Genomic DNA, 25204 nt, shown 5'->3' on the forward strand with positions numbered 1-25204 from the left:
GGCGAGGGTTTTTTGTTGGGACTTATTCTGCCGAGTGGCTCTGTATCGCTTCGATGGTGAGCTGCACTTCCGGCGAGATCAGGCCGAAGACAGATTCGCGCAGCGCTTCCACCTTGTCAGTACGGGCATGGTCATCCTCATTGAGGTAGCCTTCCTCGCGCAGTGAGTTGAGCAGGGTAGAGAACACCCCTTTATCAAAGAACTCCGGCGCGTTGATACCGTGTAGGCGGCTCAGGCGCTGTGCCATCATCTGGCTCTGCTGCTCAAGGTCGGACTTCGATGTGTCTGGCTCATGGCTGAACAGGGTCAGGGTGATTGCATAACGCTGCAGCGTTTCGGCAATAGTGCGGCCGAGCAGCTGAAGCTGGGTCAGCTTCGCCGGGTTGCGGCTGATGGTTTCACCGTCAACGATGATCAGTGACTGTCGCTCCATCTCAATCAGGGTCGCATCCAGATAGCTTTCCAGTGACGCATCATCAAAGCTCATAAACAGCTCTGCTTTCAGCAGCGGATAGAGACGGCGCACGGTGTCAAACAGCATACTGCGGTGGACACTGGTCTTGAACGTCAGCATCTGTGCCACCAGTGACGGTACGGCAAACAGATGGATGATGTTGTTGCGGTAGAAGGTCATCAGGATCGCCTGTTGGCGGTCCAGCGAAATCACTTCACCCAAAGAGTCTTTCTCTACCACGAACTTGTTCAGGCTCAGTGCATGCTCAACCAGCTCCTGCGCCGAGTCTGTCGGTACTGTACTGGTCGCTGAATACGGTACCTGACGCAGCAGTTCAAGGTAAATCGTCAGTTGCTGTTCCAGCGCTTCACGGCTTAGCGCGCGTTGGCGCGAAGCCAGCAGGGCTGTGGCACACAGGGTCAGGGCGTTGGCAGCAGCAGCATCGTTGATTTTGGTCATCATGCGGTCGGCCAGCTCGTTCACCACAGGATTGAGCCAGTTTGGACGCTGAGGCTCAATCGGGTCGATGTCCTTTTGCCACTCCGGTGCTTTCTCATTCAGGAAATGGTTCACCGGAATCGGCTCACCGAAGTTCACATAGCCTTTGCCGTAGTTTCGCAGCTTGCGCACGATACCCACTACCTGGCTGAAGTTCTCTTTTTCCTTGCGTTTGCCCTGAAGCTCCTTGGCGTAGGTGCTCACTTCCATCACGTGCTCATAGCCGATGTAGACAGGCACTAGAGTTACTGGACGCTTGAGGCCACGAAGCATGGCCTGGATGGTCATGGCCAGCATGCCGGTTTTCGCTGGCAACAGACGACCGGTGCGTGAGCGGCCGCCTTCGGAGAAGTATTCTACGGAATAACCTTTGGCAAACAGCTCGGCAAGGTATTCACGGAACACGGTCGAATAGAGACGGTTACCTTTGAAAGTACGGCGCAGGAAAAACGCACCGCCACGGCGGAAAATCGGGCCTGCCGGGAAGAAGTTCAGGTTAACACCCGCTGCAATGTGCGGTGGTACCAAGCCTTCTTTATAAAGGACGTAAGACAGCAGCAGGTAGTCCATGTGTGAGCGGTGACACGGCACATAGACAATCTCATGACCGTCTTGGGCCAGCTTACGCACGCGCTCGGCATTGTTGATATTAATGCCTTGATACAGCTTGTTCCAAAGCCAGGTCAGGACGCGATCACCATAGCGAATGAGGCTCGGTGAGAAATCCGCTGCAATCTCTTCCATCATGTCGATGGCTTCTTTGCGCACTTTTTCAACCGGTACATTGCGGCTTTCTGCCTCGTCCTGTACTGCTTTGTCGATGGCTTTGGATGCCAGCAGTCGCTTGAACAGGGCCTGACGGTTCGGCAGATTCGGGCCGGAAGCCGCCAGTTTCTGGCGTGAGAAGTGGATTTTTGCCACGCGCGCCAGTTTGTAGGCGATGGTGGTGTCAGTGCCGTGCTTGTCCGCCATATAACGCAGGGATACTGCGTTGCTCAGGCGTACCATGCTGTCACGGCCCAACGTCAAAATGGTGTAGAACTTCTGCAGGCCATTCATGGCCTGTAGGGTCGCCGCCGCAGGGCGTGATTCATTGCCTGGGTTGCGGTCCCATACCACGGAAGCGGGTACCAGCTGGATATCCAGTTCGCTGTCGCGTTTGTGCAGCTCCAGCAGCTCAGTAAAGAGTTCTATGGATTCCTGGGGTACCGGATCGCTGCTTTCAAACATGCGCTTACCTTCAGAGATAAACACATAGCGTCGCAGGGTTTTGCCGCCGAGCTCGAGCGGTTCGAGCGGATCAGGCAGGCCTAGTTGCAGGCAGCTGCTGCGCAGGGTCAGCAGGTCGGTATGAGAGCGGAATGGCAGTACATAAACCATCGGGCGGGACAGGTCGAGGTCCAGCTGGGCGATGGGGTCTGACGGAATACTGATGGTCTTCACCAGCACCGACAGCGGTAAATTCAATAATTTGTGATACATCGATTGGCGAGCAGACATCTGAGCGCAGCCTCTTATATTTTGTGCGACGCAAGTCTAGCAGAAATCGTCCCCGAACTTGCAGCGAAAAGACACGTTTCTCATGGGTATTGCAGCAGATGTGTCGCATTCGTGTTTCATCGCAACAAATGAAAACTGTGACCGTGGCACGGTGAATGAGGCCAATTGATGCAAAATGCGCCTTTTCAAGTGGTTAAACACTGGATATACTCACAGTTAACTGTATAAAAAGACAGGTCAAACTATGAAGCCGTTAACCGCTAGACAGCAGCAAGTCTTTGATTTGATCAAAGCAAAAATCGACGATACCGGTATGCCGCCAACGCGTGCTGAAATCGCGAAAGAACTGGGGTTCCGCTCAGCCAATGCCGCTGAAGAACATTTGAAAGCGCTGGCGCGTAAAGGTGTATTGGAAATCGTGCCGGGTGCGTCGCGCGGGATCCGCCTGTTGGTGGAAACCGAAGCTGCAAACGACGAGGAAGGGTTACCACTGATTGGCCGTGTGGCTGCCGGTGAACCTATCCTGGCTCAAGAGCACGTAGAAATGCACTATCAGGTTGATCCTAACCTGTTCAAGCCAAATGCAGATTTCCTGCTGCGCGTTAACGGTATGAGTATGAAAGACATCGGCATCATGGATGGCGATTTGTTGGCAGTGCACAAAACCCAGGATGTCCGCAATGGGCAGGTCGTGGTGGCGCGTGTTGAGGACGATGTCACGGTTAAACGTTTGGAGCGCAAAGGCACCCAGGTTTGGCTGCATGCCGAAAACGAAGAGTTTGCGCCAATTGTAGTTGACCTGACCCAGCAAAATCTCACCATTGAAGGCATTGCTGTCGGTGTGATCCGAAATACCGACTGGATGTGATTTTCACCGGTGCATTGTGAAGGGCGATATGGGCATGAGTGCCTGTGTCGCCTTTTGTTTTTCCAGCGAAAACCCGCTTTGCGTTCACGTCGTTCTTGATAACATCCTATAAACATTTCCAGTCTGATTCCTTGTCAGTCACTTTTGCCGTGTATGCAGGGATTTCCGCACATTACTCCCCCCTTGCAGGACGGGCACGTCCGGCCTAAAACGTCGTTTTCATTGGCGATGATACAACTGTCTTTATCTCGTAAATTCGTGGCAGATATCATGTTTTTATGTTTTCCGTTGTACATTTTTTGTTCTTTGCTTATTCCTTGCCTAGCTTTAGTTGTAAATAAAGTGTTAACCGAAGTTTCTATTTTCCTGACCCAGTTCACACTCCAACTTGTGGCATGAACGATTACGAGGAGGGACGCGGTGACGACTCGCCAATTGCTTTTCTTCATTGCTCTGCTGCCATCCTTCACGGCGCTGGCTGCAAATGAACATTCGTCTTTTAACCTGACTCCCGGCGTCACGCAGATCAGTGAGAAGGTCTATGATCTTCACATGACCATCCTCTGGATTTGTGTTGCGATTGGTGTCGTGGTCTTTGGTCTGATGTTCTGGGCCATTATCCACCACCGTAAATCCAAAGGTGCGGTGGCAGCGAACTTCCACGAAAGTACCAAGGTGGAAATCCTCTGGACACTGATCCCCTTCGTCATCCTGATCGTTATGGCAATTCCCGCCACCAAGGTGTTGCTGGCGATGGAAGACCCGTCCGATTCCGATATCACCATTCAGGTCACCGGCTCCCAGTGGAAATGGCATTACCGCTATTTCGACCAGAACGTGGAATATTTTTCCCTGCTTGCCACCTCCCCCGCGCAGATAGATGGCGAGCAGAAAAAGCGTGAAACCTACCTGCTGGAAGTTGACCGCCCTCTCGTCCTGCCTGTAGGCAAGAAGGTGCGTTTTCTTATCACGTCTGAAGACGTTATCCATTCCTGGTGGGTACCGGCATTCGCTGTGAAAAAAGACGCCAACCCCGGCTTTATCAACGAAGCGTGGACGCGCATCGATGAGCCCGGCATTTACCGTGGCCAGTGCGCGGAGCTTTGCGGCAAAGACCATGGCTTTATGCCGATTGTGGTGATTGCCAAACCGGTGGACGAGTTTGAAGCCTGGGTTCAGACCACGGCAGCCGAGCAGCAGAAGGTGCGTGATGAAGAGCAGAAACTGCTGGCGATGAACATGGATATGGATGAGCTGATGACGCTGGGCGAAGAGGTTTACAACGCCCGCTGCGCTGCCTGCCACCAAGTTAACGGTCTGGGTTTACCGGGCGTTTTCCCGGGTCTGGTGGGGTCAGAAATTGCGACCAAGCCTGAGCGTATGGTCGATCACCTCAATATCGTGATTCATGGTAAGCAGGGCACGGCAATGCAGGCCTTCGGTGCACAACTGGGTCTGAAAGAGCTGGCTGCGGTTATCACTTACGAACGTAACGCCTGGGGCAACAACACCGGCGATGCTATCCAGGCATCGCAGATCAATGCCGTTCTCAACGGCGACGATCTTTAAGGAGGCAAACCCATGACAGATATGACGCCGGATCAGGTCGGCCATGACGACCACGATCATAAACCGCGCGGGATAATGCGGTGGCTGCTGACGACCAACCACAAAGATATCGGTACCATGTACCTGGTGTTTAGCTTCACCATGTTTATGGTCGGCGGGGCAATGGCACTGGTGATCCGCGCCGAATTGTTCCAGCCGGGTTTGCAGTTGGTTGAACCGAATTTCTTCAACCAGATGACCACAGTTCACGGCCTGATCATGGTGTTTGGTGCGGTGATGCCGGCCTTTACCGGCCTCGCTAACTGGATGGTGCCGCTGATGATTGGCGCGCCGGACATGGCACTGCCGAGGATGAACAACTGGAGCTTCTGGATTTTGCCTTTCGCTTTCCTGATGCTTCTTTCCTCTCTGTTTATGGAAGGGGGCGGCCCCAATTTTGGCTGGACCTTTTACGCGCCGCTTTCCACCATTTACTCGCCTGACAGCACGGCACTGTTCGTGTTTGCTGTTCACATCATGGGGATCAGCTCCATCATGGGGGCGATCAACGTTATCGTCACCATCATGAACCTGCGTGCGCCGGGCATGACCTACATGAAAATGCCCCTGTTCGTCTGGACCTGGTTTATCACTGCATTTTTGCTGATTGCCGTGATGCCGGTTCTGGCGGGGGCGGTCACCATGGTGCTCACGGATAAGTACTTCGGCACCTCTTTCTTTGATGCCGCAGGCGGTGGCGACCCTGTGATGTTCCAGCATATTTTCTGGTTCTTTGGCCACCCCGAGGTTTACATCATGATTTTGCCAAGCTTTGGCATTATCTCGGCCATTATTCCTACCTTCTCGCGTAAGAAGCTGTTCGGTTATGCCTCTATGGTGTACGCGACGGCCTCCATTGCCGGTCTGAGCTTTTTGGTTTGGGCGCACCACATGTTCACCACCGGGATGCCGGTGTTTGCCGAGCTCTTTTTCATGTACTGCACCATGTTGATCTCGGTGCCGACCGGGGTGAAAGTGTTCAACTGGGTGGCGACCATGTGGCGGGGCTCGCTGACGTTCGAAACCCCCATGCTGTTTGCGCTGGCCTTTATTGTGCTGTTCACGATTGGCGGGTTTTCCGGCCTGATGCTGGCGATTACCCCGGTGGATTTCCAGTACCATGATACCTACTTTGTGGTTGCTCACTTCCACTATGTGTTGGTCTCCGGTGCCATCTTCTCCATCATGGCGGCGGCTTATTACTGGATGCCGAAATGGACCGGGCATATGTACAACAAGAAACTCGCCAACTGGCATTTCTGGTGCTCACTGATTTCGGTCAACATTCTGTTCTTCCCCATGCACTTCCTTGGCCTTGCCGGCATGCCGCGCCGTATCCCGGATTACGCGCTGCAGTTTGCCGACATCAACGCCATTGTCAGCGTCGGCGGTTTCCTGTTTGGCTTTTCCCAGCTGATTTTTCTGGCCGTGGTGATCAAATGTGTGCGTGGCGGTGAGCCTGCACCGGCTAAACCCTGGGAAGGTGCTGAAGGCCTTGAATGGACGATTCCATCGCCTGCGCCTTACCACACCTTCTCCACGCCGCCGAAAATTGATTGAGGATGGCCTATGAGTGAGCAGGATCAGACCCGGAAAAATGGTCGCTCGGCTTGGAAACTGGCTGGCATGGCATTCCTGATGTTTGGTTTTGCCTACGCCTTGGTGCCCTTATATGACGTCTTTTGTGAAATAACGGGGATCAATGGCAAAACGGACAACAGTGTGGCGGCTGAAAGCCAACAGGTGGACTTCTCCCGCACTGTCACGGTCGAATTTGTTGCCTATATCAACCCTGGGCTGGGGTGGGATTTTGTGCCGGAAGTGCAGAAAGTCAAAGTGCATCCCGGCGAGACCCGGACCATTGCCTATCATGCCAAAAACAATACCGCGACAAGCGCTGTGGGACAGGCGGTACCGTCTGTCACCCCGGGGCTTGCTGCCCAGTACCTGAATAAAATCGAATGTTTCTGTTTTAACCGCCAGCCACTGGATGCTGGAAAAGATGCCGAGCTTCCGCTGGTATTTTATGTCGATCCGGCGTTGCCGGAAGACATCAGCACCCTGACGCTGGCTTACACCCTGTTCAGCGCTAAACCCGAGCCTGTGACTCAATAAACGCAGTGAGGTCATCATGACAACGCCAACGCAAAACGATGTCCAACAGGAATACCAGCACTACTATGTTCCGGCGCAAAGTGCCTGGCCGATTGTCGGCGCCATCGCGCTGTTCTTTATCGCGGTCGGTGCCGGTTCAACGGTTGCTGATCTTTTTGGCGGCAACGGCCCTTACATCCTTTTCGCCGGTATCGGTGTGCTCATCATCATGCTGGTGGGGTGGTTCCGTGATGTGATACGAGAATCCCTCGGCGGGCTTTATTCAGACCAGATGGATCGCTCGTTTCGGCAGGGAATGAGCTGGTTTATCTTCTCGGAAGTGATGTTCTTTGCCGCGTTCTTTGGCGCACTGTTCTACGCACGCTTGATCGCTGTGCCCTGGCTGGGCGGCGCGAGCAACAATGCCATGACAGCCGAGTTGTTGTGGCCGGATTTCATTCCGACCTGGCCGCTGGAGAAAACGCCGGGCGGCCTGGAAACCACGGCCATGGGGGCGTGGGGTTTACCTCTGATCAACACCCTAATTCTGCTTTCCTCTTCTATCACCATTCATATTGCCCATGTCGCCCTTGAGCAGGGCAACCGCCAGCGGCTGAAAATCTTCCTGGGCCTGACTGTCCTTTTGGGCTGGATTTTCCTTGGCCTGCAGGCCGAAGAGTATGTCCATGCCTATGAAGAGCTTAACCTGCGTCTGGATTCGGGCGTCTATGGCAACACATTCTTCCTGCTCACCGGTTTCCACGGCATGCATGTTTTCTTGGGGTCAGTGATCCTGTTCATTATCTGGCTCAGGGTCATGAAGGGGCATATGACTCCAGAGCATCATTTCGCGTTTCAGGCTGGTGCCTGGTACTGGCACTTTGTGGACGTGGTATGGCTGTGCCTGTTTGTGTTTGTTTACATCCTCTAGCGGTCAGTAAGGGCGTGGATTGGGTTCAATCGCGCCCGTTGCCAGCGCAATCAGGAGAATGACAAACACTACGACGGAAAACAGCACGCGGCGGCCAAGGTAACGCGACATCGGGACGTCCGATTTCCCTTTCACCAGGATCGGCAGGGCACGGAACAGGTTGTAGATAATAAATATCAGCAGACAGACGAGGATCCCTTTGAGCAGCATATCGCCTCCAGAGAGTCAAAACGGTGATCAACGCGGTGAAAGGGCGACCTCAAAGGGCAAACCTTCACTGAGAAGAGTGGGGTTTCTCCTATTCACTGTGGCGGCAGCTGTACTGCTGGTCAAGCTGGGGTTATGGCAAATGTCCCGTGGCGCAGAAAAAGCTGCGCTCCTGGAGTCGTTGGCAGTAAAAAGCCAACAGACAGTGACATCGTTGGAGGCTGCAGACGGGAAGGGCGCCGGGGTTTCACTTAGCGGTAGTTTTGCAAAAGACCGCAGTGTGCTGTTGGACAATCAGACCCACGAAGGACGTGTCGGTTACCGCTGGTTTGCACCGTTTCAAAGCGGCGGACAATGGGTACTGGCAGAGCTGGGGTGGGTGGCGGCTCCAGCGAGCCGCGAGTCACTCCCCGAATTGCCAACCCTTTCTTCGGTTCAGGGCATCAGGGGCATTTTGGACAAGCCTTCCAAACGGATCGTGCTGGGTGGAGGCAACACCGAGACGGGCTGGCCGCGCCGGGTTCAGACCATTGAACCCTCACTGCTTGGACCGGCGATGGGGCTGACATTGTCTCCCTGGGTGGTCAGGGTCAATGCTGTGGACAGCACCGACAACACATTTTCGCTGCCTGCCATTCCTGTTTGGGAGCCGGTGGTGATGAAACCCGAAAAACATTATGCCTACGCCGCGCAGTGGTTTGGACTGGCTCTGGTGGTTGTGGTGGGCTTCGGCATCTGGTGGAGGAGGACGTCGCGATGAAGGGAAAGAAAGCGTTGCTCTTGGTTACCCTGGTGTTTGTTTTACCGGTTGCCATGGCCAAACTGGTGCTCGAAATGGGCTGGTTCCACAAAGGTGTCACCAATAACGGAGAGTTGCTGACCGAAGCTGTGCAGGCAGACTGGCTGCCTCACACCGGCCAGTGGCGGTTGGTTTATGCGCTGAACGGTGACTGCGATCGCCGCTGCGAAAGCGCCCTGTTCCAGTTGAATCAAATCCCTGTCGCGGTAGGACGTGAGCGCGACAGGGTAGCCAGTATCCTCCTCACCCCGCCGTCGGCCGGTGTAACACAGGGCGACAATGTCACCCTGCAGGAAATGGATGCGCTACAGCAGCAGGACATCGCTGCCCTTCCTTATGCGGACGCTGCTATCTACCTTGTCGACCCACTGAATAATCTGATCCTTGCCTACCCCGTTCCGGAAGAAGAAACCGCACAGATCACCCAGAGCAAAGGGCTTTTGAGCGACCTTCGCAAACTGATGAAACTGTCCAAAGTGGGTTGAGGAAGAGGGTGAATATGGAAAAAGAAAAACGCTATCTGGCTCTTATCTATGGCGCACTATTGCTTTCTGTCATCGTGGTCGGATTGGGTGCCTACACCCGATTAACCGAAGCCGGGCTGGGTTGCCCGGACTGGCCGGGATGCTATGGTTTTCTCACCGTGCCGCATTCAGAAGAAAAAATCGCAAAGGCGACAGAAGCTTTCCCCCATGCGCCAGTGGAGGTTCACAAGGCGTGGAATGAAATGATCCACCGCTATGTGGCGGGTACGCTTGGGTTGGTGATAGCAGCGATTGCTGTGCTGGCGTGGCGTGTCCCTGGGCGTTACCGCTTGTTACCCACTTTGCTGGTTGGCGTGGTTTGCTTTCAGGCCGCACTGGGGATGTGGACGGTCACCATGAACCTGATGCCGGTGGTGGTGATGGGGCACCTGTTGGGAGGCTTTACCACAGTCACCCTGCTTTTTCTGCTGGCCTTGATGGAACGAAGGCGCATCGATAGCACTATCCAGCAAGACGGTGATGCCGCTGGGCGTCCGGCAATAGGCGGAAAGCTCAAAGCCTTGAGTCTCGCGGCGCTGCTGGCGGTGGTGATGCAGATAGCACTTGGTGGCTGGACCTCCGCCAACTACGCGGCACTGGTATGTACCCAGCTTCCGGTGTGCGAAGTGGACTGGGTGGAAAAATACGACCTTGATGCCTTCCATCCGGTGAGTCCGGAAAACCACACTTACCAATATGGCGTGCTGGGGTTTGACCAGCGGGTGACTATCCATGCTACCCACCGCCTGGGTGCCATGTTGGTGACCGCGCTGGTACTGCTGCTTGCGGTCGCAGTTAAAAAGCCGCTGGGGAGCGGAGTGTCATGGATGCTCGGCGCGGCGCTGGCGCTGCAAATCACCCTCGGTGTGACCAATGTTGTGGCTTATTTACCGCTGCCGGTGGCTGTTGCCCACAACCTGGGGGGATTGTTGCTGTTACTGGTGACAGTACGCACTGTGCTCGGGGTTTTCTCATCGCAATTTGTGCCATCGGGTGCATCGTCATTTCGGGATACCGGGAGGTTAAGCCATGGCTAAATCATCATCGCCTTCGCTCACCAACAGAGTTTCCACCGCAGGAATACCTCACTGGCGGGATTACCTTGAGCTGACCAAGCCCAAAGTGGTCGCCATGCTGCTGCTGACGGCCATGGTGGGAATGTGCCTTGCCGTGCCTGCCTTGCCACCTGCCCACGTCGTTGTGCTGGGCCTGCTCGGGATTGGTATGCAATCTGCGGCGGCGGCAGTGTTTAACCATGTGATTGACAGGCGTATTGACCAGAAGATGCAGCGCACCATTCACCGTCCTGTCGCCAAAGGGCGGGTGGGTACAACGCAGGCATTGATGTTCGGCTGCCTGCTTATGGTGGTGGGCTTCGCGGTTCTCTGGACCTTGAATGCGCTTGTTGCCTGGCTGACCTTTGCTAGCCTCATTGGCTATGCGCTGGTGTACACGGTCTGGCTGAAACATGCCACGCCGCAGAATATTGTGATTGGCGGTCTGGCCGGAGCGATGCCACCGCTGCTGGGTTGGGTCGCCGTGACCGGAACGCTCGACCCCCATGCGCTGTTGCTGGTGATGCTGATTTTTACCTGGACGCCGCCACATTTCTGGGCGCTCGCTATTCACCGCGAGAAAGATTACGCCAAAGCAGGCGTGCCTATGTTGCCCGTGACCCATGGTATTGAATTTACCAAAACCATGATTTTGCTCTACACCATGCTGCTGGTTGTCGTTGGCTTGTTGCCCTGGCTTGCTGGCATGAGCGGGGTGATTTATCTCGTCGGCAGTCTGGCGCTCAACCTCGGTTTTGTCTGGTACGCCTGGCAGCTCAAATTTGCCGATCGCAAAGGGCTGGCGTGGCAAACCTTCAAATATTCTATCTGGCACGTGTTCGGGCTTTTTGTCGCCCTTCTGGCGGATCATGCGTGGTATGCTTTGACCTAGTATCACAACGCATGAAAACGGCAGGCAAGGATGTCTCACGCAACCCTTTCATTTTCCACGCCGCGGCTCGAAGCCGCGGCGTTGTTGTCAGCGACTGTTCCCCCGGCCTTTGCCGGAGAGCTTGCGGGGTTACTTACCCCGGCAGTCAAACAACATCTACCCCCTGACATTCAGGCGGTGTCAGACGCCAATGCTGCCACCCGGTGGCTGAAGGCGATACGTGAAGACGCGGATTTCCTAGCTGTGACTGAGCGCGAAAGCCACACGTTGGTGGGGTTTATCCTGCTGTATTCAGAAGTTAATACGGACCAGATGCTGGATCTGCGCCTTGGCTATGTGATTGGTGAGCCCTGGCAGGGAAGGGGCTACGCCAGTGAAATGCTGGCCGGTCTGGTTGATGCTTGCCACGCTGCAGGAAACATTGCTTCGCTGTCGGGAGGCGCTGAAGTGGAAAATGTAGCGTCTATCCGGGTGCTTGAGAAAAACGGCTTTGTCCGCGACAGCGAACCGTCGGGCGGTACCGTCTTTTTAACCCGCCACTTTTGATAAACTCCTGCTAATTAACTGATTTTCCTTGAGCCAAATTATGCTGTCTGCGCTTCGACAAAAAGCCCTCCACGTGCGGGTGTTTTCCCTCGCTTTTCCCATGGTGCTCTCCAATATCACCGTGCCTTTACTCGGCCTGGTGGATGCGGCGGTCATCGGCCATCTCGATCACGCCTGGTATCTTGGCGGGGTAGCCGTCGGTAGCACCATGATTGCCGTAACCTTCTGGTTACTCGGCTTTTTGCGCATGGCAACCACGGGGCTGACGGCGCAGGCATATGGCGCCAATGACAAAACCGGCCTTGCCAATGTTTTCCTGCAGGGGCTATCGCTGGCCTGGTTGCTGGCGCTGGCCATTATTGCCCTGCATCCGCTGATTGCAGATCTGGTGTTCAGCTACAGTGATGCCAGCACAGAGGTGAAGCGCTATGCCGAAGAATATTTCTCGGTACGGATCTGGAGCGCACCGGCGGCGCTGACCAACCTGGTGATCATGGGCTGGCTGCTCGGCGCACAGAACGCCAAAAAGCCGATGATGCTGCTTATCCTGATTAACGTTATCAATATCGTACTGGATGTGTTGTTCGTGGTGGGCTTTGGCTGGAAGGTGCAGGGCGCGGCAGCGGCAAGTGTGATTGCCGATTACAGCGGCATGGCGCTGGGGCTATATTTTGTCGCCCAGCGTTGGCAGCGCGAACTATTGCCTTCGCCATTTGAGCAATGGAAGAAGGCCTCCTCCGGCATGGGACGTCTGCTGAAACTCAACCGGGACATTTTCCTGCGAAGCCTGTGCCTGCAACTGGCGTTTACCTTTATGACGTTTCAGGGCGCGACCCTGGGTGATGACGTGGTGGCGGCCAACGCGGTGCTGATGAACTTCCTGATGCTGGTCTCGTTTGCCATGGACGGGTTTGCCTATGCCATGGAAGCCATGGTGGGCAAAGCCGTGGGCGCGAAAAGCCGTGATGAATTGCTGGATGCGCTGACAGCGACCACTTTCTGGAGTTTGATTATTTCCCTTTTGATCACTGCCGCTTTCCTCCTTGGTGGCAATGCCATTGTCGGGCTTATCTCAGACATTCCTGCTGTGCGGGAGCAGGCAATGATCTACCTGCCATGGTTGATTGCTATGCCGCTGGTTTCCATGTGGTGTTTTCTGCTGGATGGGGTGTTTATCGGGGCGACGCGGGGGCGCGAAATGCGCAATACCATGTTTGTCGCCATGGCGGGCTTTTTTGCGATTTGGTGGTCGTTAAGCGGTTTGGGTAACCATGCGCTTTGGGCGGCCATGTTGGGGTTTATGGCGCTGCGTGGGCTGACGCTGGGGACTTTGTTTGTTTACCAGTGGCGCAACCAAACCTTTCTGGCTGCAACACATTGATACAAAAAAGGCGCCACCGGCGCCTTTTCCAATTCGATCCACACTTAGTAGTAAGAGTGGTCACCGTGCGCGTGTTCAGTCACATCGCGTACGCCGTTCAGCTCACCGCTGAATTCTTCCAGCAGCTGCTTCTCGATACCGTCTTTCAGGGTAACGTCAACCATTGAACAGCCATTACAACCGCCACCGAACTGGATGACAGCAACGCCATCCTCGGTGATTTCAATCAGGTTGATGTGACCGCCGTGGCCTGCCAGCTGAGGGTTGACCTGAGTCTGGATAACGTATTCCACGCGCTCCATCAGTGGGGCATCGTCCGCCACTTTACGCATTTTTGCGTTTGGTGCTTTCAGGGTCAGTTGTGAGCCCATCTTGTCAGTGACGAAATCAATCTCTGCATCTTCCAGAAATGGAAGGCTCAGCTCATCCACATACGCGGAGAAACCGTTGAAGCTGATTTCGGTGTCGGTCGCTTCCACTGCATCCTGAGGGCAGTAAGAAACGCCACATTCTGCATTTTGCGTGCCTGGGTTAACCACGAATACGCGGATATTAGTGCCTTCTGGTTGCTGCTCTAGCAACTTCACAAAATGGCTTTGTGCATTTTCTGAAATAGTAATTTGTGACACGGTTTCTTACCTGATTTATCCGTTAACTGATGACATTGTACGCTTGTTTTCCTTCACTATCACCCCTGAAGCAGTGCGGTTTCTTGCGCTGCAGTCACTAATCCGCCGGGGGTGGGGTGCGGCAAACACAATAAACATCGATGTGTTTTACGCCGTGCCCACGCAGCAGGCGGCAGAGCTGGTTGAGTGTGGTGCCGGTAGTGACAATATCGTCGACAAGGGCAACGTGCTCAGGCATTACCCCTTTGATTGAAAAAGCGTTATTGAGATTGCTTAACCGTGATTGTCGGTTCAATCCCTGCTGCTGGCGAGTGGCACGATCGCGTTTTAAGACATTGGGCTCATATTGCACCTGCAACTGCCGCGCAAGGTGACGTGCCAGCACATTGCTGTGGTTAAAGCCGCGCCGCCAATGTCGTTGCCAGTGCATGGGAACCGGTAGCAATACTGGCGCAGGTTGGTCGATTTCTGTCGCCAGTAGTTTGGCAAGGGAAGGCGCAAGCCAGTAGTGTCCCTGATACTTAAAGCGGTGCAACAGCTTGTCGTAGGGAAAGGTGTAACTGCTGACGCAACTGAGGCGATTCCACAAAGGGGGCGATGTCAGGCAGCGGCCACAGCTCTCCATTTCATAGGGTGTCGGTAAACCGCAGTGCAAACAGCGCGGGGGACGCGGCAAATTCGCGTGGCAGCTTTTGCACCAGGGGTATTGATGCTGATCCAACCTGTGATGACAAAGCTGACAGCGTAGCGGCAGGGCACGTAAGATAGCGCTGAACATCAAGGACATGCTTGTTGATAGACGAATGTAGGCAGTGTAAATGACGACCAAACTCTACTGGCACACGGAAGGCCAAGGCTCCGATCTGATTCTCATTCATGGCTGGGGGATGAACAGTGCCGTGTGGCAAAACATCCTGCCGGCTCTCACGCCGCACTACCGCGTCCATTGTGTGGACTTGCCCGGCTACGGTTTCAGCCAACCCACTGACAGCTTCTCGCTTGAGGAAATGGCACAGTGCTTGCTTAATAATTCACCGCAGGGATCGGTATGGGCCGGTTGGTCGCTGGGGGGCATGATTGCCACTCAAGCCGCACTTCTCGCACCTGAGCGTGTGAAAGGGTTGGTGACCATTGCCAGCTCCCCCCGGTTTGCTGCAGAACACGGATGGCGAGGGATTAAACCCGAGGTATTGCAGGCGTTTACGAAACAGTTGGCTGACGACTTCACGACGACAGTTGATCGTTTTATGGCGCTTCAGGCAATGGGGAGCCCAACAGCAAGGCAAGATATTAAGTGGTTAAAGCAAGCGGTCCTCTCTCACCCGTCGCCGCAACCCGAGGCGCTTAGCGCTGGCCTTAATATTCTTGCCGATGCTGACTTGCGGCCCCGATTGCGTGAAATCTCAATGCCTTGGCTGAGAATGTACGGTCGGCTGGATGGCCTTGTGCCGGTAAAAGTGGCACAAGAGCTGGATGTTCTGGCTCCGCAGTCGCAGCGGCAAATTTTTGCCAACGCATCGCACGCACCGTTTATCTCGGATCCCGACCATTTTTCCCAGGCGTTACTGGCCTTTTGCGGAGAATGTTTGCCGTCCTGTTAATGGAAAGTGGCGAAATAAAGTGAATCGGGGCTAAATTTTATACCGAAGCTGCCGATACTTTATTCAAGTTACTTGCTATGGAATCAGGAGAGACCATAATGAATATAGGTAACGTTGGGTATTCTCAGAATCCTTACGCCAAACCCACGTCTGTGAATAGCGCAGCAAAAGCGGAGCAGGTGCAGGGGAATGAGAATGCAAAACAGTCTTACGCACAGGTCGCCAAGGAAGTGTCTGAAGGTAAGGCTGTTAACAAAGCAACGGAAGCCGAAGGCAAGACATCTTCGTCTCAAGTTGAGTCTTTCACTTATGGGGCACTGGGCATGGACCATCCCGATGAAGTGAAAAGCAACGACGATGCTGCGTATTCCGCCGGTCAGGTGCTGTCAGCACTGGGTACCATTGGTGGACTGATCGCAGTATTGGTCTAGTTTCGCTATAGAGATATAGCACGCGCATTCGCGGGGTTTCCCCGCGCTATGCTCGCTGGCGACAAGGCCTTCGGTCGATGTTTGGAGTAACATTGGCATGAACATTTCGCCCGCAAACGTCAGCATACCGGCTGTCGTACCGTCAGTGAACCCGCCAACGGAGCAAGTTGCGCGGGAAAATCGCGTGCGCGAAAAAATTGTCCCTGCACGCCAACCCAATGCCAGCGCTGAAGAAAAGCCGGTTACACAGGAAGAGAAGCAACTTCGTAAGCCTTCCTGGGATGCTTCTGAGCATCCGGATTACGCCGAGCTTTCCCGCCAGCCCCGTCAGTTTGACGGCGCACAGTTTGCCGCCCATGAAACACTCAGCCAGCTGTCATCGATGCTGTCTAGCGACGCCTATGTGCCGCAAAATGAAAACGGCTATGCGATGAAACTCAAGCTGCCCAAAGAAGTGCTGGATAAAATCGAAGCCCTGAAAGACTCCCAGCGAACGGGTGCTGTGGTAGCGATGCGCTACCAGCAATCGTCGGTGGCCAATGTGCCGTCAGAAGTGCTGATCGTTATCTAGCAAAGCCCAAATAAAAAAACAGCGCCGGTTGGCGCTGTTTTTGTTTTTACCGCTCAGTGAGCCGCTTAGTTGCGTTTGGCTTTGGCAAACGCATCGGCAAAGGCACCGCCAAACGGCGATGGGGCATTGTTGCCACCGCGCGGTTTGTCGTTGCGGTTGTTGCCACTAAAGCTGCGTTCCTGGTTGCGCGCGCGCGGTTCACGGGTCGGCTTGCTGTCGGAACCTGGCTCATCGCTCAGGCGCATCGACAGAGCAATACGCTTGCGCTGCAAGTCTACTTCCATCACTTTCACTTTCACCACGTCACCGGCTTTCACCACTTCACGCGGATCAGAGATGAATTTGTCGGAAAGGGCGGAGATGTGCACCAGACCATCCTGATGCACGCCCACATCGACGAATGCACCGAAATTGGTCACGTTGGTGATCACGCCTTCCAGTACCATGCCCGGGATCAGGTCTTTCACTTCGTTCACGCCATCGGCAAAGGTCGCGGTTTTGAACTCAGGACGCGGGTCGCGGCCCGGTTTGCCAAGTTCAGCCAGAATGTCGGTCACGGTTGGGATACCGAAGGTATCGTCCGCGTAATCCGCCGCTTTCAGGGCGCGCAGGAAGTCGAAGTTGCCAATCATGGCATCCACCGCTTTGCCGGATTTCTCCGCAATGCGTTTGACGACCGGATACGCTTCCGGGTGAACCGCTGAGCCGTCGAGCGGATTTTTGCCGTTCATCACGCGCAGGAAGCCTGCACACTGTTCGAATGCTTTTGGCCCCAGACGCGGCACTTTCAGCAGGGTTTTGCGGTCTTCAAAGCGGCCGTTTTCGTCACGGAAGGCAACGATATTGGCAGCCATGGTGGTCGATAGACCAGCCACACGGGTCAGGAGCGCGGCCGAAGCGCTGTTCACGTCCACACCGACGGCGTTTACACAGTCTTCCACCACCGCGTCCAGACGTTTTGCCAGTTGGCTTTGGCTCACGTCATGCTGGTACTGACCCACACCGATGGATTTCGGATCGATTTTCACCAGCTCTGCCAATGGGTCTTGCAGTCGGCGGGCGATAGAAACCGCGCCGCGCAGCGACACGTCCAGTCCCGGGAACTCTGCTGCCGCCAGCTCTGATGCCGAGTAAACCGACGCACCGGCTTCGCTGACCATCACAGTCTGGATTTTCTCACCGGCGTCTTTGAGCATGCCTGCGACAAAAGCGTCGGTTTCACGGGAAGCGGTGCCGTTGCCGATGGCAATCAAGTCCACGCCATGTTTTTTGATCAATGCCATCACTACGCGGGCTGACTCTGCAATCTTGTTCTGCGGCGGCGTCGGGTAGATGGTAGCGGTATCTAAAAGCTTACCTGTGTTGTCGACCACGGCCACTTTACAGCCGGTGCGAAGGCCCGGGTCAATACCCAGGGTGCAGCGCGGGCCAGCAGGCGCTGCCATCAGCAAGTCTTTCAGGTTGTCGGCAAAGACCTTGATGGCGTCGGTTTCTGCTATCTCGCGCAGGTTGCCCATCAGCTCGGTTTCCATGTGCATTAAAATCTTGATACGCCATGCAAAGCTCACCACCTGCTTGCGCCAGCGGTCTGCAGCGGCAGAGCCGATGTTTACACCGAAGTGGTCACAGATAATGGTTTCGCAGTATGAGCCGGTGGATTTTTCATCCTGACCCGGGTCGGCATTCAGTGACAGCTGCAGGATGCCTTCGTTGCGGCCACGGAACATGGCCAGCGCGCGGTGCGACGGCACTTTGCTCAGCAGTTCATCGTGGGCGAAGTAGTCTTTAAACTTCGCGCCTTCCTCTTCCTTTCCTGCCACTACGCGGGACTGGATTTCCGCATGCTGGTTCAGATGACGGCGGATTTTATCTAGCAGCGCGGCATCTTCGGCGAACTGTTCCATCAGGATGGCACGGGCGCCGTCCAGCACGGCTTTGGTATCGGCAAAGCCTGCTTCAGCGTTGAAGTATTTCGCCGCTTCCAATTCCGGATCGTGGTCAGGCTGTTCCCACAGCAGGGTCGCCAGCGGTTCGATACCCGCTTCAATGGCGATCTGGCCTTTGGTACGGCGCTTGGGTTTGTACGGCAGGTACAAGTCTTCCAGACGGTTTTTGCTGTCGGCGTCGAGGATGTCTTTTTTCAGCGCGTCGGTCAGTTTGCCCTGCTCATCAATGGATTTGAGGATCACCTGACGGCGATCTTCCAGTTCACGCAGGTAACCTAAACGTGATTCGAGATTTCGCAGCTGGGTGTCATCAAGGCCGTTGGTGACCTCTTTACGGTAACGGGCGATAAACGGAACCGTGTTGCCATCATCAAGCAGGGTAACCGCAGCAGTTACCTGCGCTTCACGGACATTCAGCTCATTGGCGATTTGTTGGTAAATGGAAGTAGTCATGCTGTTCCTTGAATGCGTTATCACGCCGGGGCGCGTTATTACTGTTCGTCCTGCTGGTAGCGGATGGTGTTGACGTACCAGACTTTCGGCCCTTCCGGGGTTTGCACCACGGCTTCTTCATCGACTTCTTTTTTAATTAAGGCGCGTGCCATTGGGCTGTCGATAGAAATGTAGTCTTTACGGCCGTAAATTTCGTCGGGGCCGACGATACGGAAAGAAAGGGTGTCGCCATCTTCGTTTTCGATGTCTACCCAGGCACCGAAGAAGACTTTTCCGTCCTGTTGCGGGTTGTAATCGACCACTCGCAGGATTTCTAGGCGTTTTCTGAGGTAACGCACGCGGCGGTCAATTTCCCGCAGCAGGCGTTTATTGTAAGTATAATCAGCGTTTTCGGAGCGGTCGCCGAGGCTGGCGGCCCAAGAGACAATCTTGGTGATCTCCGGGCGTCGCTCATTCCACAGGAAATCGAGTTCCTGTTTCAGTTTGTTATAACCTTCTCGGGTGACCAGGTCGGTTTTCTTCATTATTACGTCCGAGCGCGTTGTGGCTTTTCCGGCAAGTGTTATAACCGCTTTGGCGATACGATTAAAGCGGCGCTATGCCGGAACGTTACACGGAAGCGGGAAACGCTTTGTTATTAGCAGGCAAAATCGGTTACAACTGGTAACAGTTTTTCTTCCCATTGCACGCCGCTCTGATGTTCACTGTCCGGGTCCGGCTTTAATATTGATGCCAATTCGGTCATCCGCAAATAAAGGTAAGTCATGCAAGATAATCATAAGATCCTGGTTGTTGACGACGATATGCGTCTGCGTTCGCTGTTGGAGCGTTATTTGTCTGAGCAAGGTTTTCAGGTGCGCAGCGTGGCTAATGCTGAACAGATGGATCGTCTGTTGTCCCGTGAAAATTTTCACCTGATGGTGCTCGATCTGATGCTGCCGGGTGAAGATGGTTTGTCTATCTGCCGCCGTTTGCGCCAGGCGAACAACCAGCTGCCGATCCTGATGCTGACCGCGAAAGGCGACGAAATCGACCGTATCGTGGGCTTAGAGGTGGGCGCGGATGATTACCTGCCAAAACCGTTTAACCCGCGTGAGCTGCTGGCACGTATCCGCGCAGTGCTGCGCCGCCAGACGGTAGAAGCACCGGGCGCGCCATCAAGCGAAGAGAAGATTGTTGAGTTCGGCCAGTTCCGCCTGAACCTCGGTACCCGCGAAATGTTCCGCAACGATGTGCCGTTGACTCTGACGTCCGGCGAGTTTGCGGTGCTGAAAGCGCTGGTGACCAATGCCCGTGAGCCGATGTCGCGCGACAAGCTGATGAACATGGCCCGTGGCCGTGAATACTCGGCAATGGAGCGCTCAATTGACGTACAAATCTCGCGCCTTCGCCGCATGATTGAAGAAGATCCGAGCAAACCGCGTTATATCCAGACCGTTTGGGGACTGGGTTATGTGTTCGTGCCGGACGGGGACGCGTAATTAATGCGTTTTTCCCCACGCAGTAACTTTGCCCGCACACTGGTGGTAATGGCTGGCCTTCTGATCGCCAGCCAGATTTTCTCCTATCTCATCATCCTCAATTACGCCCTGCTGCCGAGCATCAAGCAGTTCAACAAAATCCTCGCCCACGAAATTACCGTGATGCTGGAGGACAATGTGACCCTGTCGGACGGCAAGGTGTATCACATGGATGAGCTGTTGCGCCGCCAGTTACTGGCCAAGTTGGGCGTGACCCTGCATGAGACGTCTGAGCCCAATGTCATGAATGAGTTCGACCATGCCGTGCCGGTGGAATACCTCACCGAGGACATGTCGGAAAAACTCAGTTCGCCCACCGAGGCGCGGATAAGTCTGGCCTCGAAAAACTATGTGCTCTGGCTGCAAAGTGACGCTTTTCCCGGCTATGTGATGCGCATACCGCTCTCTGAGCTGCAACCGGGGGATTTCCAGCCGCTGTTCTTTTATTCCATGACTATTGCGCTGCTGTTTATCGGCGGTGGCTGGATGTTTATCAAGGCACAGAACCGGCCTCTGGCCGCGCTTGAACACGCCGCGCAAAATGTCGGTAAAGGGAAATTCCCGCCGCCGCTGCCTGAGCGGGGGCCATCGGACATCCGTGCGGTGACCAAGGCGTTTAACCAGATGAACGAGGGGATCCGCAAACTGGAAGAGGACAGGGCGCTGTTGATGGCCGGTGTCAGTCATGACCTTCGTACCCCGTTGACCCGTATTCGTCTGGCGACGGAAATGATGTCGCCGGAGGACAGCTACCTTGCGGAAAGCATGATTAAGGACACTGAAGAGTGTAACGAGATCATCAACCAGTTTATGGATTACCTGCGCTCGGTACAGCTGCAAGATATGGAAGCGATTGACCTTAACCAGGTGGCTGAAGATGTCTCTGTCGCTGACGGGGCAACCGGGCATGAACTCGAGTTCAGCAAAGGGGAACTGGTCGGCAGGCTGGAGGCTAACGAAGTGGCTATCCGTCGCGCGGTGACCAACCTGGTGGTGAACGCAGTGCGTTACGGTGGTGGTTGGGTGAAAATCAGCACCGGCACCTCGGCAGACCGCCGTCACCAATGGATTGCGGTGGAAGACAACGGCCCCGGTATCGCGGCTGATCAAATCGAAACCGTGTTGCAGCCCTTTACCCGAGGCGATACAGCCCGAGGCAGCGAGGGAACCGGATTGGGTCTGGCGATTGTGAAACGCATCGTCGAGCAGCATCAGGGCTCGCTGAAACTGAGTGGCCGCTCCGGTGGCGGTTTGCGGGCGCAGATTGTGTTGCCGGTGGCGAAGAAAACGATCAGACCGCGACGTTAATCCCGAAGACTGAGAATTGAAAAGCGCAGCCATAGGGTCTGCGCTTTTTTTGTTTTTGACGTCACGTGAGATGAATTTTTACTGTGACTTCCTGTCTCATATTTGAGTCATCTGCTAATACTGTAATAAAGCGCCGATACAGCAGGGATGAAAATAATGAAGATAATCATCGACCCGCAGGATCCGTCCCCCAAATTCCGTCAGCTGATGACGCAAATTCAGCGCCAGATTGTGGCGGGTACACTTATTCCCGGGGAAAAACTGACCTCCGTGAGAAAGCTCGCCGCAGAGCTGAATATCAATCCGATGACCATTTCCCGCTGCTACCAGAATATGGAAAAGCAAGGGTGGCTGGAGCGCAAACGCGGTGTGGGTATGGTGGTGGCGCGGGAAGGGCTGCATGAGCGAATGGAGGACAGATTTGCCTTTATTGAACCGACCCTCAAAGCCTTGCTGGAAGACGCCCGTGAAGTGGGGTACAGCAAATCGGAAGTGATGGCGCTGGTGATGCAACACTGGGAAGAGGACGACTGAGCCGCCCCTTCCTGTTCTGGCTTATGCGTTGCTGTATCTGTCTTTGTTACCCAGCCAGCGGGCTATGATTGCCTTGGCGTTTTCCGGGTAACTCTGGTGCAGGTAAAGCGCCAGTTTCTGCACTTCGGGGATCAGTTTCTGATCCCGCACCAAATCCGCAATTTTAAACTCTGCCATCCCGGTCTGTTTGGTGCCGAGAAGCTCGCCCGGCCCCCGGATTTCCAGGTCGCGCTGGGCAATCACAAAGCCGTCGCTGCTTTCACGCAACACGCCCAAACGCTGGGTGGCGGTTTTTGACAAAGGCGCGTGATACAAAAGCACACAGTGGCTGGCTACCGAGCCACGGCCTACACGGCCGCGAAGCTGGTGAAGCTGCGCCAGACCGAGACGCTCCGGGTTTTCGATGATCATCAGGCTGGCATTGGGCACATCCACACCGACTTCAATGACGGTCGTGGCGACCAGTAGGTGCAGTTCACCGGCTTTAAACGCCTGCATGACCGCCTGCTTTTCTGCCGCTTTCATCCGGCCGTGCACCAGACCGATTTTCAAATCCGGCAGGGCGCGCGAAAGGTCATCGGCGGTTTCTGCCGCCGCCTGCGCTTCCAGCACTTCGGATTCATCAATCAGGGTACAAACCCAGTAAGCCTGTCGCCCTTCTTCAATGCAGGCGGCATGGACGCGGTTGATGATATCAATACGGCGGGTATCGGGTACCGCGACTGTCTGGATTGGCGTGCGCCCTGGCGGCAGTTCATCAATCACGGATGTGTCGAGGTCGGCATAGGCTGTCATTGCCAGGGTGCGCGGGATAGGCGTGGCTGTCATGATAAGTTGATGCGGGTGAATGCCCTGCTTCATCCCTTTCTCACGCAACTCCAGACGCTGGTGGACACCGAAACGGTGTTGCTCATCAATGATCACCAGTGCCAGCTTGTCGAACTCGACATGCTTTTGGAACAGGGCGTGGGTGCCAACCACCATCTTGGCCTCACCACTGGCAATTTTTTCCAGCTGGGCTTCTTTGGCTTTGCCGGTCAGCTTCCCCGCCAGCCAGCCGACGGAAATTCCGAGCGGCTCCAGCCAATTGGCGAAGTTAATGGAATGCTGTTCAGCAAGAAGCTCAGTCGGTGCCATCAGGGCAACCTGATAACCTTGCTCAATTGCCTGAAGTGCGGCAAGGGCGGCCACCAGGGTTTTGCCTGAACCGACATCCCCCTGAACCAAACGCATCATGGGTTTGTTGTCTCCCATGTCGCGTTCAATGTCAGCCACCACGCGCGATTGTGCGCCGGTTGGGCTAAACGGCAGTGATGCCAGCAGCTTGGGTTTTAAATCCGTTGACGGTGGCAGGGAATAGGTTGGGTCTTGCTGCAGTTTGCTGCGCACTGCCAGCATAGAGAGATTCTGCGCCAGCAACTCTTCCAAGATCAGGCGTTTTTGCGCCGGGTGTTCGCCGTTTTCCAGTTGGGTAACGGAAATATCCGGTGTTGGGCGGTGGAGGATTTTCAACGCATCGCGCAGGGTAATTTGCCGGTCGTACAGGCCTTCCGGCAAGAGTTCCTGCACTGCAGCGCCATCGAGCAGCGCCAGCGCCTGATCGGTCAGGTTTCTGAGCGTCAGTTGGCGAAGCCCTTCGGTAGTCGGGTAAACCGGGGTCAGGGTTTCTTCGAGCGCGAGCTCTGTCGGCTCGGAAAACACTTTGTATTCCGGATGGATGATTTCCAGTCCGCCCTGTCCGCGTTTGATTTCGCCGTAGGCTTTAACGCGCTTGCCCTGTTCCAGGCTGTTTTTCATTGCCGCGTTGAAATTGAAAAAGCGCAGGGTAAGCGAGCCGTTGCCGTCGGTGATTTTCACCGTCAGCATACGGCGGCGGCCAAAGACCGTGTTGTTGCTGACCACCTCGCCTTCCACGGTGGCGTGCTGACCCGGCATCAGGCTCATGATAGGCCAGATGCGGGTGCGGTCTTCGTAGCGGTAGGGGAGATGGAACAGCAGATCCTGCACGGTGAACAGTCCGAGCTTTTCCAGTTTTTCTGCCATTTTGCCGCCGACACCGGTCAGCGACGTGACGGGAACAGCATCCAACATTGACGCGCGCATGATGCTTTCATCTCTCCTGAACAAATATTACTTGGCTGCCTGCATCTGAGCCCACCACGCCTCATCAGCCACAATCTGGCCTTCGTCATCAAGCGGCGGGTAAGGCAGGCCTTTGCGTTTGGCCACTTTTGCCAGCACTGGGTGGCCGCGTTCAAACAGGATGCGGTCAACTTCGTCCTGTGGGATCAGGGTGCGGGTACGCTGGTACATGCCCGCATTCTGGCGCTGACGCTGCGCTTCATACAGGATGAGGGCGCTGGCAACCGATACATTCAGCGACTGTACCATACCTAACATGGGAATGATGATGTGTTGATCTGCCAATTCAAGCGCTTGCTTACTGATCCCGGTTTTTTCCTGACCCATAACAATCGCGGTGGGTTTGGTGTAATCCACTTCACGGAAATCGACGGCAGTGTCAGACAGGTTGGTCACCAGAATCTGCATGCCTTTGGCTTTCAGTTCGGCAAAGGCTTCCGGCGTGTTGTCGTGGGTGACCACATCCACCCAGTTGCGGGCACCGGCTGAGGTTCCGCCCAGAGTGCGCATTTTGCTGTTGCGAGGCCATACCGCGTGTACCTGATGCACGCCCACGGCGTCAGCGGTGCGGATAATGGCGGAAATGTTGTTTGGTTTATGGACTTCTTCCATACACACAGTTAGATCCGGCTGGCGGGTCGCTAGTACTTCATGGATGCGTGTAAAGCGTTCTGGTGTCATGGTGTTACTCGTTATAAAAACGCCCGCGGTG

The 25204-nt window shown here is 55.0% G+C and carries 25 protein-coding genes; 17 read left to right on the forward strand and 8 right to left on the reverse strand.

Annotated features, from left to right (window positions below):
- Positions 1 to 22 precede the first annotated feature (22 nt).
- Positions 23 to 2452, reverse strand: coding sequence for a glycerol-3-phosphate 1-O-acyltransferase PlsB (plsB, locus tag KU854_RS12410; protein ID WP_218358849.1), 2430 nt, complete (start codon positions 2450 to 2452; stop codon positions 23 to 25).
- 244 nt (positions 2453 to 2696) lie between these two features.
- On the opposite strand from plsB, the gene lexA reads away from it, so the two are divergent.
- From lexA to KU854_RS12435, 5 genes are all read left to right on the forward strand, one after another.
- Positions 2697 to 3320, forward strand: coding sequence for a transcriptional repressor LexA (lexA, locus tag KU854_RS12415; protein ID WP_218358850.1), 624 nt, complete (start codon positions 2697 to 2699; stop codon positions 3318 to 3320).
- 447 nt (positions 3321 to 3767) lie between these two features.
- Entirely contained in the window at positions 3768 to 4889 is a 1122-nt protein-coding gene (gene coxB / locus KU854_RS12420) for a cytochrome c oxidase subunit II (RefSeq protein WP_418885855.1), read from the forward strand.
- Positions 4890 to 4901: 12 nt separating this feature from the next.
- The gene (gene ctaD, locus KU854_RS12425) at positions 4902 to 6488 is read left to right on the forward strand and encodes a cytochrome c oxidase subunit I (RefSeq protein ID WP_218358852.1); all 1587 of its coding nucleotides are present in this window, start codon (positions 4902 to 4904) and stop codon (positions 6486 to 6488) included.
- Positions 6489 to 6497: 9 nt separating this feature from the next.
- Positions 6498 to 7043, forward strand: a complete 546-nt coding sequence (locus KU854_RS12430) for a cytochrome c oxidase assembly protein (RefSeq protein ID WP_218358853.1) — start codon at positions 6498 to 6500, stop codon at positions 7041 to 7043.
- Between the two features lie 16 nt (positions 7044 to 7059).
- Positions 7060 to 7953, forward strand: coding sequence for a cytochrome c oxidase subunit 3 (locus KU854_RS12435; protein WP_218358854.1), 894 nt, complete (start codon positions 7060 to 7062; stop codon positions 7951 to 7953).
- 3 nt (positions 7954 to 7956) lie between these two features.
- Here the strand turns inward: KU854_RS12435 and KU854_RS12440 are convergent, their stop codons facing one another.
- On the reverse strand, positions 7957 to 8163 hold the full coding sequence (locus tag KU854_RS12440) for a DUF2909 domain-containing protein (RefSeq protein ID WP_218358855.1): 207 nt from the start codon (positions 8161 to 8163) through the stop codon (positions 7957 to 7959).
- A 76-nt stretch (positions 8164 to 8239) separates the two neighbouring features.
- Between KU854_RS12440 and KU854_RS12445 the strand changes: the two genes are divergently transcribed.
- From KU854_RS12445 to dinF, 6 genes are read left to right on the forward strand one after another with little or no spacing between them, the layout of a single operon-like run.
- Positions 8240 to 8920: an SURF1 family protein gene (locus KU854_RS12445; protein WP_218358856.1), complete on the forward strand. Its 681-nt coding sequence runs from the start codon at positions 8240 to 8242 to the stop codon at positions 8918 to 8920.
- Positions 8917 to 9444 (forward strand): hypothetical protein, encoded by a 528-nt coding sequence (locus tag KU854_RS12450; RefSeq protein ID WP_218358857.1) that lies wholly within the window; start codon positions 8917 to 8919, stop codon positions 9442 to 9444. Before KU854_RS12445 ends, KU854_RS12450 begins: the two co-directional genes overlap by 4 nt.
- 14 nt (positions 9445 to 9458) lie before the next feature.
- Complete coding sequence (locus tag KU854_RS12455) at positions 9459 to 10520, forward strand: COX15/CtaA family protein (RefSeq protein ID WP_218358858.1); 1062 nt, start codon at positions 9459 to 9461, stop codon at positions 10518 to 10520.
- Entirely contained in the window at positions 10513 to 11430 is a 918-nt protein-coding gene (gene cyoE / locus KU854_RS12460) for a heme o synthase (RefSeq protein ID WP_218358859.1), read from the forward strand. The genes KU854_RS12455 and cyoE overlap by 8 nt, the downstream gene beginning before the upstream one ends.
- A gap of 30 nt (positions 11431 to 11460) precedes the next feature.
- A complete protein-coding gene (locus KU854_RS12465) occupies positions 11461 to 11976 on the forward strand; it encodes a GNAT family N-acetyltransferase (protein WP_218358860.1) in 516 nt (171 codons plus the stop codon).
- A gap of 40 nt (positions 11977 to 12016) precedes the next feature.
- Positions 12017 to 13357 carry an MATE family efflux transporter DinF gene (gene dinF, locus KU854_RS12470; RefSeq protein WP_218358861.1) on the forward strand — a complete coding sequence of 447 codons (1341 nt, stop codon included), beginning with the start codon at positions 12017 to 12019 and terminating at the stop codon, positions 13355 to 13357.
- 44 nt (positions 13358 to 13401) lie between these two features.
- Here the strand turns inward: dinF and nfuA are convergent, their stop codons facing one another.
- Together nfuA and KU854_RS12480 are read right to left on the reverse strand one after the other, a co-directional pair.
- The gene (gene nfuA, locus KU854_RS12475) at positions 13402 to 13986 is read right to left on the reverse strand and encodes a Fe-S biogenesis protein NfuA (RefSeq protein WP_218358862.1); all 585 of its coding nucleotides are present in this window, start codon (positions 13984 to 13986) and stop codon (positions 13402 to 13404) included.
- A 97-nt stretch (positions 13987 to 14083) separates the two neighbouring features.
- The gene (locus KU854_RS12480) at positions 14084 to 14773 is read right to left on the reverse strand and encodes a ComF family protein (protein ID WP_336245245.1); all 690 of its coding nucleotides are present in this window, start codon (positions 14771 to 14773) and stop codon (positions 14084 to 14086) included.
- A gap of 31 nt (positions 14774 to 14804) precedes the next feature.
- On the opposite strand from KU854_RS12480, the gene bioH reads away from it, so the two are divergent.
- The 3 genes from bioH (at position 14805) to KU854_RS12495 (ending at position 16589) form a co-directional block, all read left to right on the forward strand.
- On the forward strand, positions 14805 to 15587 hold the full coding sequence (bioH, locus tag KU854_RS12485; RefSeq protein WP_218358864.1) for a pimeloyl-ACP methyl ester esterase BioH: 783 nt from the start codon (positions 14805 to 14807) through the stop codon (positions 15585 to 15587).
- 98 nt (positions 15588 to 15685) lie between these two features.
- On the forward strand, positions 15686 to 16018 hold the full coding sequence (locus tag KU854_RS12490) for a hypothetical protein (RefSeq protein ID WP_218358865.1): 333 nt from the start codon (positions 15686 to 15688) through the stop codon (positions 16016 to 16018).
- Between the two features lie 97 nt (positions 16019 to 16115).
- Positions 16116 to 16589: a hypothetical protein gene (locus KU854_RS12495; protein ID WP_054779455.1), complete on the forward strand. Its 474-nt coding sequence runs from the start codon at positions 16116 to 16118 to the stop codon at positions 16587 to 16589.
- A 65-nt stretch (positions 16590 to 16654) separates the two neighbouring features.
- Here the strand turns inward: KU854_RS12495 and KU854_RS12500 are convergent, their stop codons facing one another.
- Together KU854_RS12500 and greB are read right to left on the reverse strand one after the other, a co-directional pair.
- Positions 16655 to 18988: a Tex family protein gene (locus KU854_RS12500; protein WP_218358866.1), complete on the reverse strand. Its 2334-nt coding sequence runs from the start codon at positions 18986 to 18988 to the stop codon at positions 16655 to 16657.
- Positions 18989 to 19026: 38 nt separating this feature from the next.
- Positions 19027 to 19512 carry a transcription elongation factor GreB gene (greB, locus tag KU854_RS12505; protein WP_054779456.1) on the reverse strand — a complete coding sequence of 162 codons (486 nt, stop codon included), beginning with the start codon at positions 19510 to 19512 and terminating at the stop codon, positions 19027 to 19029.
- Between the two features lie 240 nt (positions 19513 to 19752).
- On the opposite strand from greB, the gene ompR reads away from it, so the two are divergent.
- The 3 genes from ompR (at position 19753) to KU854_RS12520 (ending at position 22350) form a co-directional block, all read left to right on the forward strand.
- The gene (gene ompR, locus KU854_RS12510; RefSeq protein ID WP_054779457.1) at positions 19753 to 20469 is read left to right on the forward strand and encodes an osmolarity response regulator transcription factor OmpR; all 717 of its coding nucleotides are present in this window, start codon (positions 19753 to 19755) and stop codon (positions 20467 to 20469) included.
- A gap of 3 nt (positions 20470 to 20472) precedes the next feature.
- Complete coding sequence (gene envZ, locus KU854_RS12515; RefSeq protein ID WP_218358867.1) at positions 20473 to 21816, forward strand: two-component system sensor histidine kinase EnvZ; 1344 nt, start codon at positions 20473 to 20475, stop codon at positions 21814 to 21816.
- A gap of 156 nt (positions 21817 to 21972) precedes the next feature.
- Positions 21973 to 22350 (forward strand): GntR family transcriptional regulator, encoded by a 378-nt coding sequence (locus tag KU854_RS12520; protein WP_054779458.1) that lies wholly within the window; start codon positions 21973 to 21975, stop codon positions 22348 to 22350.
- A 21-nt stretch (positions 22351 to 22371) separates the two neighbouring features.
- Here the strand turns inward: KU854_RS12520 and recG are convergent, their stop codons facing one another.
- Both recG and trmH read right to left on the reverse strand, forming a co-directional pair.
- A complete protein-coding gene (gene recG / locus KU854_RS12525; protein ID WP_218358868.1) occupies positions 22372 to 24453 on the reverse strand; it encodes an ATP-dependent DNA helicase RecG in 2082 nt (693 codons plus the stop codon).
- Between the two features lie 27 nt (positions 24454 to 24480).
- Positions 24481 to 25173, reverse strand: a complete 693-nt coding sequence (gene trmH, locus KU854_RS12530; RefSeq protein WP_218358869.1) for a tRNA (guanosine(18)-2'-O)-methyltransferase TrmH — start codon at positions 25171 to 25173, stop codon at positions 24481 to 24483.
- Between the last annotated feature and the right edge of the window lie 31 nt (positions 25174 to 25204).

Origin of the sequence: Enterovibrio paralichthyis (assembly GCF_019209835.1) — a bacterium.
GTDB classification, from domain to species: domain Bacteria; phylum Pseudomonadota; class Gammaproteobacteria; order Enterobacterales; family Vibrionaceae; genus Enterovibrio; species Enterovibrio paralichthyis.

Coding starts and splice junctions, on each gene's coding strand:
- plsB (WP_218358849.1), bottom strand. CDS start 2,452: ATGTCTGCTCGCCAATCGATGTATCACAAATTATTGAATTTACCGCTG.
- lexA (WP_218358850.1), top strand. CDS start 2,697: ATGAAGCCGTTAACCGCTAGACAGCAGCAAGTCTTTGATTTGATCAAA.
- ctaD (WP_218358852.1), top strand. CDS start 4,902: ATGACAGATATGACGCCGGATCAGGTCGGCCATGACGACCACGATCAT.
- KU854_RS12430 (WP_218358853.1), top strand. CDS start 6,498: ATGAGTGAGCAGGATCAGACCCGGAAAAATGGTCGCTCGGCTTGGAAA.
- KU854_RS12435 (WP_218358854.1), top strand. CDS start 7,060: ATGACAACGCCAACGCAAAACGATGTCCAACAGGAATACCAGCACTAC.
- KU854_RS12440 (WP_218358855.1), bottom strand. CDS start 8,163: ATGCTGCTCAAAGGGATCCTCGTCTGTCTGCTGATATTTATTATCTAC.
- KU854_RS12450 (WP_218358857.1), top strand. CDS start 8,917: ATGAAGGGAAAGAAAGCGTTGCTCTTGGTTACCCTGGTGTTTGTTTTA.
- KU854_RS12455 (WP_218358858.1), top strand. CDS start 9,459: ATGGAAAAAGAAAAACGCTATCTGGCTCTTATCTATGGCGCACTATTG.
- cyoE (WP_218358859.1), top strand. CDS start 10,513: ATGGCTAAATCATCATCGCCTTCGCTCACCAACAGAGTTTCCACCGCA.
- KU854_RS12465 (WP_218358860.1), top strand. CDS start 11,461: ATGTCTCACGCAACCCTTTCATTTTCCACGCCGCGGCTCGAAGCCGCG.
- dinF (WP_218358861.1), top strand. CDS start 12,017: ATGCTGTCTGCGCTTCGACAAAAAGCCCTCCACGTGCGGGTGTTTTCC.
- KU854_RS12480 (WP_336245245.1), bottom strand. CDS start 14,773: ATGTCCTTGATGTTCAGCGCTATCTTACGTGCCCTGCCGCTACGCTGT.
- bioH (WP_218358864.1), top strand. CDS start 14,805: ATGACGACCAAACTCTACTGGCACACGGAAGGCCAAGGCTCCGATCTG.
- KU854_RS12490 (WP_218358865.1), top strand. CDS start 15,686: ATGAATATAGGTAACGTTGGGTATTCTCAGAATCCTTACGCCAAACCC.
- KU854_RS12495 (WP_054779455.1), top strand. CDS start 16,116: ATGAACATTTCGCCCGCAAACGTCAGCATACCGGCTGTCGTACCGTCA.
- KU854_RS12500 (WP_218358866.1), bottom strand. CDS start 18,988: ATGACTACTTCCATTTACCAACAAATCGCCAATGAGCTGAATGTCCGT.
- greB (WP_054779456.1), bottom strand. CDS start 19,512: ATGAAGAAAACCGACCTGGTCACCCGAGAAGGTTATAACAAACTGAAA.
- ompR (WP_054779457.1), top strand. CDS start 19,753: ATGCAAGATAATCATAAGATCCTGGTTGTTGACGACGATATGCGTCTG.
- envZ (WP_218358867.1), top strand. CDS start 20,473: ATGCGTTTTTCCCCACGCAGTAACTTTGCCCGCACACTGGTGGTAATG.
- KU854_RS12520 (WP_054779458.1), top strand. CDS start 21,973: ATGAAGATAATCATCGACCCGCAGGATCCGTCCCCCAAATTCCGTCAG.
- recG (WP_218358868.1), bottom strand. CDS start 24,453: ATGCGCGCGTCAATGTTGGATGCTGTTCCCGTCACGTCGCTGACCGGT.
- trmH (WP_218358869.1), bottom strand. CDS start 25,173: ATGACACCAGAACGCTTTACACGCATCCATGAAGTACTAGCGACCCGC.